The 11,222-nt window shown below is 56.1% G+C and carries 7 protein-coding genes; 5 read left to right on the top strand and 2 right to left on the bottom strand.

Annotated features, from left to right (window positions below; translation table 11 throughout):
* Positions 1-51 precede the first annotated feature (51 nt).
* From ACFDAU_RS14030 to ACFDAU_RS14020, 3 genes are read left to right on the top strand one after another with little or no spacing between them, the layout of a single operon-like run.
* Positions 52-579, top strand: coding sequence for a shikimate kinase (locus ACFDAU_RS14030; RefSeq protein WP_413437519.1), 528 nt, complete (start codon positions 52-54; stop codon positions 577-579).
* A gap of 4 nt (positions 580-583) precedes the next feature.
* Complete coding sequence (locus ACFDAU_RS14025) at positions 584-1,900, top strand: hypothetical protein (RefSeq protein ID WP_413437518.1); 1,317 nt, start codon at positions 584-586, stop codon at positions 1,898-1,900.
* Positions 1,901-1,910: 10 nt separating this feature from the next.
* Complete coding sequence (locus ACFDAU_RS14020; RefSeq protein WP_413437517.1) at positions 1,911-5,945, top strand: VanZ family protein; 4,035 nt, start codon at positions 1,911-1,913, stop codon at positions 5,943-5,945.
* A 276-nt stretch (positions 5,946-6,221) separates the two neighbouring features.
* Here ACFDAU_RS14020 and ACFDAU_RS14015 read toward each other — a convergent pair whose 3' ends face one another.
* Positions 6,222-7,307 (bottom strand): VanZ family protein, encoded by a 1,086-nt coding sequence (locus ACFDAU_RS14015; RefSeq protein ID WP_413437516.1) that lies wholly within the window; start codon positions 7,305-7,307, stop codon positions 6,222-6,224.
* 77 nt (positions 7,308-7,384) lie between these two features.
* On the opposite strand from ACFDAU_RS14015, the gene ACFDAU_RS14010 reads away from it, so the two are divergent.
* Together ACFDAU_RS14010 and ACFDAU_RS14005 are read left to right on the top strand one after the other, a co-directional pair.
* Positions 7,385-8,350: an acetyltransferase gene (locus tag ACFDAU_RS14010; RefSeq protein ID WP_413437515.1), complete on the top strand. Its 966-nt coding sequence runs from the start codon at positions 7,385-7,387 to the stop codon at positions 8,348-8,350.
* 10 nt (positions 8,351-8,360) lie between these two features.
* A complete protein-coding gene (locus tag ACFDAU_RS14005; RefSeq protein WP_413437514.1) occupies positions 8,361-10,037 on the top strand; it encodes a bifunctional sulfate adenylyltransferase/adenylylsulfate kinase in 1,677 nt (558 codons plus the stop codon).
* Positions 10,038-10,116: 79 nt separating this feature from the next.
* Here ACFDAU_RS14005 and ACFDAU_RS14000 read toward each other — a convergent pair whose 3' ends face one another.
* The gene (locus tag ACFDAU_RS14000; protein WP_413437513.1) at positions 10,117-11,028 is read right to left on the bottom strand and encodes a PEP-CTERM sorting domain-containing protein; all 912 of its coding nucleotides are present in this window, start codon (positions 11,026-11,028) and stop codon (positions 10,117-10,119) included.
* Between the last annotated feature and the right edge of the window lie 194 nt (positions 11,029-11,222).

Genomic DNA, 11,222 nt, shown 5'->3' with positions numbered 1-11,222 from the left:
GTTCAAATAGCCGGACTAGGTAGCAGCGTCCGCTTTCGCTACAATCCTGCCATGACTGATAAACATACCAATATTATTCTGGTCGGCCTGATGGGTGCCGGCAAAACAACAGTGGGCAAATTGCTGGCCAGACACCTCGATAAAAGCTTTTATGATTCCGACCATGAACTGGTACGTCGCAATGGCGTAACGATTCCGGTGATATTCGAAGTAGAAGGTGAGGCGGGTTTTCGCAGGCGTGAAGAAGCTGTCATTGACGAGTTGAGCAGCCTCGACAACGTGGTGTTGGCCACAGGGGGTGGAGCAGTATTGAGTGCGCAAACCCGAGCCTTGTTGAAGTCGCGCGGCACGGTCGTATATCTGCGCGGTGCGGTGGAGGAATTATGGCAGCGTACGCGCCATGACCGCAATCGTCCGTTATTGCAAACAGCCGACCCCAAGGCGCGCTTGCGCGAGCTGTACACCGAGCGCGACCCGCTGTATCGCGAAGTGGCCGACGTGGTAATCGACACCAGCCGGCAGAACGTCAATGCCCTGGTACGCCAGCTTGAGCAGAAACTTGCCGGCTTGCCGGATTAACATCGTGACGACGGCCTGGCGCTTTGTGTGGCAGGTGATATTCATCCTCTGGGCTGGGGGCGGCGTTACGGCTGAAGCACGAATAATCAGCGCCAATCCTGCCAATTATCGCGCACTGATACACACCCTGAAGCCTGGCGATCGGCTGCAACTCGCAGCAGGCGATTATACGAACGGTCTGCCTGTGCACCAGCTGGTCGGCCTTCCCAACCGCCCCATTGTCATTGCCGGGCCAGTCGCACCGGCGCGTGCAGTGTTTCATGCCCGTTCCGGCGCCAACACAGTGAGCATCGTGGATTCAGCTTATGTTGAAATCCGTGATTTGGTCCTCGACGGGGGCAACCTGCCGGTGGACGGCGTACGCGCCGAAGGCCATGCGCATTTTGCGCATCATATTACGCTGACCAATTTGCTGATCCAGGGACACGGCAACAACCAGCAAACCGTAGGCATCTCCACCAAATGTCCGGCGTGGGACTGGGTGATTCGCGACAATGTGATTCTCGGCGCAGGCACCGGTATGTACCTCGGCAATTCGGATGGCAGCGACGCGTTTGTCGGCGGCGTGATCGAATATAACTATATCGCCTACACGCTGGGCTATAACCTGCAAATCAAACACCAGATCGTCCGCGCCAGCGTGCCCGGAATGCCTGTCACAGCCCGGCAGACCATCATCCGCCACAACGTGTTCAGCAAGGCAAACAATGCCAGCAACGGCCAGCTGGCGCGCCCCAATGTGCTGGTTGGGCATTGGCCGCTTACGGGCAACGGCGTAAATGATCGCTACCGGATTTACGCCAATTTTTTCTATGGCAACCCGACTGAAGCCCTGTTTCAGGGGGAAGGCAATATTGCGCTGTACAACAATATCTTCGTCAACCCGGCGGGCGACGCAGTGCATATCCAGCCGCATCACGACATTCCGAAAAATATCGTGATTGCCTACAACACCATTGTCGCCAGCGGGGATGGCGTACGCTTGCTGCATAAGCCAGATACACCGGAGGCAGAGATGTCATTCACGCATAATTTGATCTTCGCTGGCCGGGCTGTGGCAGGCCTCGTGGATACAGGCAATCTGGCGCAGGACTATGCCAGTGCTAGGTTGTATCTGCGGCGCCCGGACGCAGCGCCGCCTGAGTTGGATGTCACGCCGATACACCGGCTGCGTGTGTCTGCCGAACGCCTGAAAGGGCTGTCTGAACTGACGCGCGACTATGCCGGACAACGCCGCAATCTGGATGATATGGGCACATTGTCCAGTGCGCGGACCGGGGCAAGTACACCACTCTTGCTGGCACGCCCGCCGCGCAAATAAGGGGGATTTTATGAGCAACAAGCCAGAGCGCAGCACATTGATCACTTACGCGGCGCTAACCTACCTGTGCTTTGTGGTTTACGGCAGCTTGGTACCGTTGGATTTCCACGCGCATTCTCTGTCGGAAGCCTGGCAAATGTTTCTCAACGCAGGAACTGGATCAACACTAATTTCGCTTGCAGACAGGACGACCAATATCCTGCTTGCTGTACCCCTTGCTTTTTTTTGGTTCGGCGCCTTTGCGAAGACAGGACGACCGCTGCGCAATATCGCTGTGGCAGGTTTGATATGGCTCGCGTGTATTTTTGTCGCGATCTCGGTCGAGTTTCTGCAAGTGTTCCTGCCAACACGTACCTCATCCTGGGGCGATATCGTTGCGCAAGCTATTGGTGCCTTGCTCGGCATCGCCCTCTGGATTCTCTTAGGGCGCTGGTGGATAGCAGCGCTGCAAACATTGACTCGAGCAGCCGGCAGAATGCCCATTGGCCCTGTGTCAAAACGAGCCGTTTTATTGGCTGCAATTCCCTATTTTCTGATATTGCTTGCAACAAACGGTTATCTCACAAATGCCTGGGAGAGCATGGCCGGAGCCGCGGATCGCTTCCAGACACTCCACCTCACGCCCTTCTACTATCTTTACTTTGCAAGTACGGCATGGGCGACCTCCAGTGTGGTCATGTACTTTCTGCTCTACATTCCTGTCGGAATTGGATTCTGGCTGTGGGTCGGAAGACGCGATGTGCGCTCTCAAGCGAGCCCCGCGTTGACCGTTGCGCTGGTCAGCGCGGGGCTGGCTTTCGTCATGGAAGCAGGGAAACTTTTTATCGCAAGTAAACATCCGGATACGACGAACATCCTGCTAGGCGCAAGCGGGGGTGCCAGCGGATTCGCGTTATGGCCTTGGCTGATCCATCGTACTCAAGCTGGTCTTCCAACACCTACACCCCCGGCCAAGCAGGAATCCATCGAGGAGATTCGACCACACGGCGTCAAGAACCTGCGGTTCTTTGCATTTCGGATTGTTTCCGTACTGGCACTCGGTGCAACGGCATGGGGACTGTACCTTTTTCCATCGGAACCTCGCCTGCTGGCCATTGCCGTCACCCTGTACGCAGTGCTGATGCTGAGATTTCCTGCGGTCTGGCTATTCATCATCCCCGCGCTGCTGCCAACATTCGATTTGGCACCCTGGACCGGATGGTTTTTCTTCAACGAATTCGATTTGTTGGTGCTGACTACCATCGGCATCGGTTTCTGGACCATCGCCTCTACACCATCCAAGGTGGGAATGCCGCGGGGACTGCGTTTTCTTCTTTTGGCCTTCGGTGTGTCGTCTTTTGCCAGTCTGCTGATTGGTTTGCTCCCTCTTCAACCGCTGGATCTCAATGCCTTTTCCAATTACTACAGCAAGTACAATGCTCTTCCCGCGGCGAAGGGTTTTTTCGAAGTGGCCGGATTGATTCCATTGGTCTTCTACCACATGCGCTCCGGTGTGAACGTTTTACGACGATTCAGCGCAGGTATGGTCATGGGTTTGACTGGCGTCATTCTCGCGGTGTTATGGGAACGCCTACTGTTTCCGGGCCTCCTCAATTTTTCCAGCGAGTTCCGGGTTTCTGGGCTGTTCTCGAGCATGCATACTGGCGGCTCCCACATTGAGGCGTATCTGGTCGCGGTTTTGCCATTCACCGTGGCTTGGGCCTTCTATCACAGAAGCATGGTTCAGCGCGCTTTTGCACTCTTGCTCTTCACCGCCGGAACGTATGCGCTATTCGTGACGTTTGCCAGGGGCGGCTACCTTGGATTTGGCGTCTCGATGACGATACTGGCAGCGGGAAGCCTGATGACCGGAGCAAAGCGGTGGCGGCAGCGAAGGCCTTTCTTCGCTGCTGCTGCCCTGTCCGTTGTGATCGCGGTGATTGTCGCGGTTCCGATCCTGGAAGGCTCATACGCTAAGAGCCGGCTTGCACTGGTCCCATTGGACTTCTCGACCCGACTCGCACACTGGCGGGACACGCTGGAAATAATGGACTCGGGTTGGCTGACTATGACGTTTGGCATGGGCCTCGGCCGCTTTCCTGAAACCTACTTCTATAGAAATTCTACCGGTACCATCCCTGCAACCTACCGCTATTCGGTGGAAAACGACAATGCTTATCTTAGCCTTGGTGCGGGTGATCCGATCTATCTCGAACAGATTGTGGCAGTGAATCCGCATACAGATTACAAGCTGTCTCTGGATCTCCGTAGCAAGTCATCTCGAGGCAGCCTCAATGTCATGATCTGTGAACGGACTTACATTGAATCTAGGCACTGCAAGGCTTCGAATATCAAACAATCCGGGATACAGGAGGGCTGGGTACATTACGCGTTCTCGGTGGATTCGGGGTCCTTGGGAGAAGGGCCATGGTTTGCCCGGCGAACCGTGAAGCTGATTCTGGAAAATACGGGTCATGGCGTGGCGGATGTCGACAATGTGCATCTCTCCAGGACGGATGGCCGCGAACTCGTTTCGAATGGCGACTTTTCAAAAGGGAATGAACACTGGTTTTTTTCAGCGTTTAATCACTGGCCCTGGCATATCGAAAATATCTGGGTGCAAGCCTTTTTTGAACAAGGATGGGTGGGCGCGCTTCTGCTTTTTCTGCTGGTGTCATATAGCTTTGCAACACTGTTGAAAGCCACGCGCCAGGGCCATTTTGTATACGTCATCTTGCTTGCTTCCCTGGGGGGGTTCCTGAGCGTAGGTCTGTTCGGAAGCCCCCTCGAGGCCCCGCGCATTGCGTTTCTTTTCTATCTGATTTTGCTGTTGCCTATGTTGGTGATCGAGTCGGACAAGAGGAAAGTTGGTGGAAGAGACAGCAGGACGATTGATGCCGACCGGGTACGAACCGAAAGAGTTACTTCCAGCCAATTTTCCAAACAGGCCGAAACGGCAATGCCAATACGCCCACCTCGCAGCAATGCGGTTGACGAAACTACGGAGAGAATCACAAGGCATGCCGACGTCACCGATCAGGAAACCACAGGTGCAGCAAATGGAGAGGCGTTCGGCAAACTTTTAATGCAATTGCTGGGTGTAATCAGCCTCATTGTGGCAGGGGGGTGGCTTGCAATGCATTCCCCGGCTGTTCATTACGATGTGAGAGGGTTGCTACATCCCGTTCACCCTTTCCTGTCACTGATTGCGCTTTCTTTCTTCATTTGCTGGAGCCTTGGATTCCCGGTCGTCATCGTGAACAGGCTGACACGCAGGCTCTGGCGGGCATGGCTTTATCCGGGAATGCTTGGCGTGCATGCAATTGTGGCATGGTTGCTGATCAGCGTCTCCGTTTCCCTCGACAGAATCTACAAGATTGTCGGTCACCCGACGCTGGCCTTGCCTTGGTACTGGGAAACTGCAGTTCGGTTCGTTGCCTTGTTCACTGCGCTGTCGTTATCGATTACCGGCGGAACCGGAGCAGCGATCTGGCTTGCATACAGACAAAAATCGGCAACCGCATTGTTGTCATGGGTGATAACCGTTTCGGCATTGTTCCCGCTGCTTTATTGGGCTGTTGTCACCAATGCGGCGACCGACAATCTTACCGAACTAATGGCGGGTGGTGGCAGCGTAAGCGCGGCCCTTCTGCTCTCGGCTTTCGCAGCCCTGGTAGCATTCGGCGGGACATTGCTGGCGGCTCAACTGCAGCGATGGAGACATAACGGTCTACGCGCAGAGGTGCTGGTTGGATTTATGTTTTCCTTGCCGCTAGCCTATCTGGCCGTCCGATATGGAACCGAAGATGCCCTTGTCAAATACGGCCAGGTATTCTCGGCCATGCAATTCCTGCTGAGTCCTGATCGGGCTCACTATGCACATGGATACCTATTGATGCTGCGATATCTGGTGGTTTACTTCGGGACAATCGGTTTGTTCGTACTAATTCAGTATCCGGTGTTGGGCTGGCTATTTGGCAGCCGGAAAAATTTCCCGTTGCGTAACGTAGAAATCAGGGCCGGCCACCATTCCCGAAAGAGAACTTCGAACAGAATGCCACGCTGAGCACGAGTGTAGGCGCATGCATATCAAGGAGTGCAATCGACAACTCGTGTCGACGTTGCAGATATTCATTGCAACCTTGCGCACCAGTGAGGCATCAGATAGGCCAAGCAGGGGCCATGTAATGGGGCACATGATTATTGTCCGGCGCCTGCGCAGGCAGCAGCACTGGCGGCGTTCCTCACCGTAGGCGTGGTGGACAGCCTGTTTGATGCACCGCGAATGACGTTATTGTTTTTCCTGTTGTGGACCTGGACAGCAGTACGCGAGCGGCCCCATTTACGGCACGCTGCGCGCAAGCGGCCTCGGGCGCAGCCACAGTAATATCAATACCAATGCCGGCCACGCCAGTGCAACCCAGGCTGCGAGCGCGGTAATGTTGAGGGGGACGGCCCCGCTGCCGCCGGAAAAAGCGCGCATTGCGTTGCTGTGCAGCAGGAATTGCAATGCCCCGGCCAGCGTCAGCAGCAAGGCCAAAAACTGTGCATGTAAACCAGCCGGTTCGCGCCTTGCCCAGATAATCAGCAGCGCCGCCAGCGCCATGCCGCTCACCATCTCGGCAGACAAGAGTCGCGGCAGCACCCAGCCTTTTAACAGCAACGCAGCGGCGAGCAATTTGCACACCAGGACAAATCCAAAAATTGCGGCCCATCCGGACAGTTTTCTGGGCGGATGGCGCATCAGGCCGGCAATTAGCAAACTTGCCAGCCCTTCTTCGAATCCAAATATCAGCGCATGTAACAGATGAAACCGGTAGCCATCGCTGCCGGGAATCTCCCAAAATGGCACAAAATGGGTTTTAAGATTGCCCGCTACCAATGAGGGAACATCCAGGCTGAGTTGCGATAATCCCCATAATGCCAGCACGAGCAGACCGAAATTGCTCCACAGCCCGGGTGCCAGCCAGCGCCCACGCCAGCGGGGCAGCAGACGCCCGGGCCATTTGCTTTCCTGTAGCAGGCGGTAAAGCATCACGCCTACCATGGCACCCGTCACATTGGCTGCAATGTCCTGTGTTGCTGCGATGCGGCCAGGCAGGAACGTCTGCGACCATTCCATCAGCAGGCTGAACAGCGAGGTGGCCAGGATTGCCCATAACACGGTGCGCCAGCGCGACAGATACAGGCGTAGCCAGGCTGCGAGCAGATAACCCAGTGGCAGATAGGCCAGAATGTTGGTAATCAGGTCGGTACGAGTAATATGGTGCGGCCAGGGTGCTGACAGGAACGCCAGGCTGCCATTCAGGGGCGCACGCCAGCCGCTGAATGGATAGAGGCTGCCGTATCCAATCAGCAGCAGATATAGCAGCAGCGCACCGAGCCGCATCAGGCGGGTCAAGCTTGAAGGTGAAGAGGTGTGAGACATGAGGTGATGGTAGCAGAAGCAGGTATGATATAGCGCTGCTGCAACGGTTCCGGAATAAGCCAGGGAGGCGGCAAAACGTGACACGGTATTTTGATGTATTCAATGGTGATGCGGACGGTATTTGTGCTTTGCACCAGTTGCGTTTGGCACAGCCGCTGGAGGCCATCCTGATTAGCGGGGTGAAGCGCGATATCGGGCTGCTTGCGCAGGTGCACGCGGCGGCGGGTGATGAGATTACCGTGCTCGATATTGCCATGAGCAAAAACCATGCGGCGCTAGTCGCCCTGCTCGCAGCCGGCGCGCATGTGCGTTATTTCGACCACCATATTCCCGGCGACATCCCCCAGCATCCGCATCTGGATGCGTACATCGATACCGACGCCAATGTCTGTACCAGTCTTCTGGTGAACCGCTATCTGGGCGGTAGTCAGTTGATCTGGGCAGTGGTTGCAGCGTTTGGCGACAACATGGCCGGTGCCGCGCGTACGACGGCCGCTCCGCTGAATTTGAGCGAAGCGCAGCTGGATGACCTGCGCAATCTGGGTGAATGCATCAACTACAACGGCTACGGCGACACGCTGGCGGATCTGTTTTACGCGCCGATAGAGCTCTACCGTATGGTGCATGCGTACACCGATCCATTCGAACTTATCCAGACTGAACCTGCTTACCAGGTACTGCGTGATGGGTACGTCGAGGACATGGCCCGAGCCCACGCCGTGCAGCCAATTCAAGTTCGCAGTGGCGGTGCCGTTTACTTGTTACCCGATGCGACCTGGAGCCGGCGCGTATCCGGTGTGTTCGGTAACCGTCTGGCAACCGATTATCCCGAACGCGCCCATGCCGTGTTGACCCACAAACCCGGTGGCGGCTATGTGGTGAGCGTGCGTGCACCGCAGACGACCAAGGCTGGTGCGGATGTGTTATGCAGCAGCTTTGCCACGGGCGGGGGCCGTCGCGGTGCGGCGGGTATTAACCACTTGCCCGAGGCGGAACTGGAAGCGTTTGTAAATCGCTTTTATACGATATTCGAAAAGAATTAAGGGAGATGCTGTGGAGCAGTTGATCACGCCTTACGGCGGCGAGTTGGTGAATTTGTTGGTGAACAGCACGCGTGCCGTGGAGCTCAAGCGTGATGCGTTCCACCTGCCGTCACTGGATTTGAACTGGCGTCAACAATGCGATCTGGAATTGTTGCTGAATGGGGGATATGCGCCGCTTACCGGCTATCTCAGTCAAGCCGATTATCTGAGCGTGCTGCATTCCATGCGCCTTGCCGATGGCCGTGCCTGGGCACTCCCGGTTGTATTGCAAGTCCACGAAACGCTGGCGCGCAGCCTGAAACCCGGAGAGCCGCTGGCATTGCGCGACCCGGAAGGCTTCATGCTGGCAGTGGTCATGGTGAACGAGATCTGGCAGGCGGATATCGAGCTTGAAGCCGAGCAATTGGGATACGCAGCCGATGCACCGCCAAAATGGTATGTGGGTGGTGCTGTCGAAGGTCTGTCGTTGCCGCTACGCCACGATTTCATGGCATTGCGTCTCACCCCGGCCGAATTGCGCGCCGGCTTCACGCGGCTTGGCTGGCGCAATGTGATTGCTTATCCCGCGCGTACCCAACTGCAGCGTGCCCAGTATGAGTTTATTCTGCGTGCTGCAGTACAGAATGAGGCCAACCTGCTGATCCACCCGATGGCGGGTGGCGACCCGGTAGAAAGTGCAGATTATTTTGCCCTGGTGCGGAGCTATCAGGCCGTGATCGGGCGTTTTCCTTCGGCCACCAGCCAGTTGGCCTTGTCGCCGGTGTATGTCCGCGACGGCGGTGTGCGTGACACGCTCGCGCGCGCCATCATCCAGCGCAATTACGGCTGCTCGCACCTGATAGTCGGTGGCGAACATGATACACACGGCCAACACCGGCGCGGTACTGATATCGTGCAGCACGAGGATTATCAGCGCGTCGCCGACCACATCGCTGAAATCGGCGTGGGCCTGATCCCGTTTCCGCGCATGGTATACGTGGAAGAACGCGCCCAGTTCATGCCCCTGGAAGAACTCCCCAAAGGCGCGCGTGCGCTGACCCTTACCGGTGCGGAAATTCAGCGCAGGCTGCAAGCGGGGGTGAATATTCCGGATTGGTATACATTCCCTGAAGTGCTGGCGGAAATGCGCCGCAGTTACCCGCCGCGCGACCGGCAGGGCTTCACGGTGTTTTTCACCGGCCTGTCCGGGGCAGGAAAATCCACCATCGCGCGTGCACTGGGCACGCGCCTGATGGAAATGGGCGGCCGCTCAGTCACCCTGCTGGATGGCGATATCGTGCGCCGCCACCTGTCGTCCGAACTCGGCTTCTCGCGCGAGCATCGCAACATCAATGTGCTCCGCATCGGTTTTGTGGCGTCGGAAATCACCAAGAACCGCGGTATCGCCATCTGCGCGCCGATTGCGCCTTATCGCAATACGCGCCGCGATGTGCGTGCCATGATCGAACCCCTCGGCGGTTTTCTGGAAGTCTTTGTCGCCACCCCCATCGAAACCTGCGAATTGCGCGATCGCAAGGGACTGTATGCCAAGGCGCGGGCGGGGCTGATCAAGGAGTTCACCGGTGTTTCCGACCCCTACGAGGTTCCGGAGCGGCCAGAGCTGTCGATCGATACCACGGACTTGAGTGTGGACGAAGCGGTGCAACGGATTTTGCTCAAGCTGGAACATGAGGGGTATTTGCGTTAATCGGGTAGCGGATGATGTCATACGGGCAATAAAAAACGGCGGCTAAGGCCGCCGTTTTGCTGTCAAGTAATCCGACAGGTCAAGCCATCTGCTTGCGACGACGCGCAGCCACCAGTCCTACCAGACCGATGCCGAGCAGCGCCAGAGATGCTGGTTCGGGAACGGTTCCACCACCACTGGCAATTTCCTTCGTCGCGCCCAGGGAGTAGCCATAACTGAGCGAAACCGATTGGCCTGCAGCGATGTCCCCAAGATCAAATCCTATACCTATCGCATAATCACCAGTAGGGCCGCTGTTGACTCCTGCCAGATAGGTTGCCGGATCTTCCGACCACGAAGAACTTACCCCCGCTTTATGTATGCCTGTGTCAAAGCTGTAAATACAGATCGTCTGACCACTGGAAGGCCCCGTACCGCAAGCCTGGTTGTCGGACAGCACAACATTATTGGTATCGTAGGAACCGAAGGCATTGACGTCCGGATCAGGATCCAGTGTGCGAAGGAAGCTAACGCCTGACAAAGTTCCGTCCGATGTATTGGTCAACACTGAATTAATGGCAATGACCGATTGTCCGCTCAATGTCGTCAAGCTGTAAGTGTTGGTAATGCTGAAATACCTGGTCGCGCCACTCCAGCTCGCGCTCGTGCCACTCGATGATGTCGGAGACGTAGTGCCGAAGTCTGCTGGGTACCCAGTATTGTTCGAGCCAGCGTTGCCCACACCCGTTGCTGTGGTGACGTAAAACCCTTCGAATGGGGTACCTGGCGTCAGAAAATCATTGACTCCGTAGCTTCCGGTTCCTGTTTTGTCGAACAAGATGCCAGGCGAGGTGTTCCCGTCCGAGCCCAAGGTTCCGTAATCGCTTACCCCGGCTTGGACATAGCCGTTTTGAATCACTACGGGTGTCGCCAATGCGGGCAACGCTTGGGATCCGAGAAGTCCCAGCATTGCCAAGCGCAGTGTCCTTTTGGACCTGATTGAAAATGACATTTTTTTCTCCTTAAATAAATTTAGGGTCAGTCACGATTACTGCATTCCGCGATCACTATCGCACTGCCCTTATCAATCGCTAAGCATTACCCATGCCAACATAGAGAATTAAACAAAATTATATTTAACTTCAGTATGTTAAGTTTTAATGGTGCGGGCGGCAGCAGCTCGTCTGGAAAGTTCCCAGGCGGTAC

The sequence above is a fragment of the Sulfuriferula sp. GW1 genome, from assembly GCF_047300855.1.
Taxonomy (GTDB): domain Bacteria; phylum Pseudomonadota; class Gammaproteobacteria; order Burkholderiales; family Sulfuriferulaceae; genus Sulfuriferula.
This window is presented reverse-complemented; position numbering and strand designations above follow the sequence as displayed.

Excerpts from the sequence above, each read along its gene's own strand:
- ACFDAU_RS14030 (WP_413437519.1), top strand. The coding sequence starts at position 52 with ATGACTGATAAACATACCAATATTATTCTGGTCGGCCTGATGGGTGCC.
- ACFDAU_RS14020 (WP_413437517.1), top strand. The coding sequence starts at position 1,911 with ATGAGCAACAAGCCAGAGCGCAGCACATTGATCACTTACGCGGCGCTA.
- ACFDAU_RS14015 (WP_413437516.1), bottom strand. The coding sequence starts at position 7,307 with ATGTCTCACACCTCTTCACCTTCAAGCTTGACCCGCCTGATGCGGCTC.
- ACFDAU_RS14000 (WP_413437513.1), bottom strand. The coding sequence starts at position 11,028 with ATGTCATTTTCAATCAGGTCCAAAAGGACACTGCGCTTGGCAATGCTG.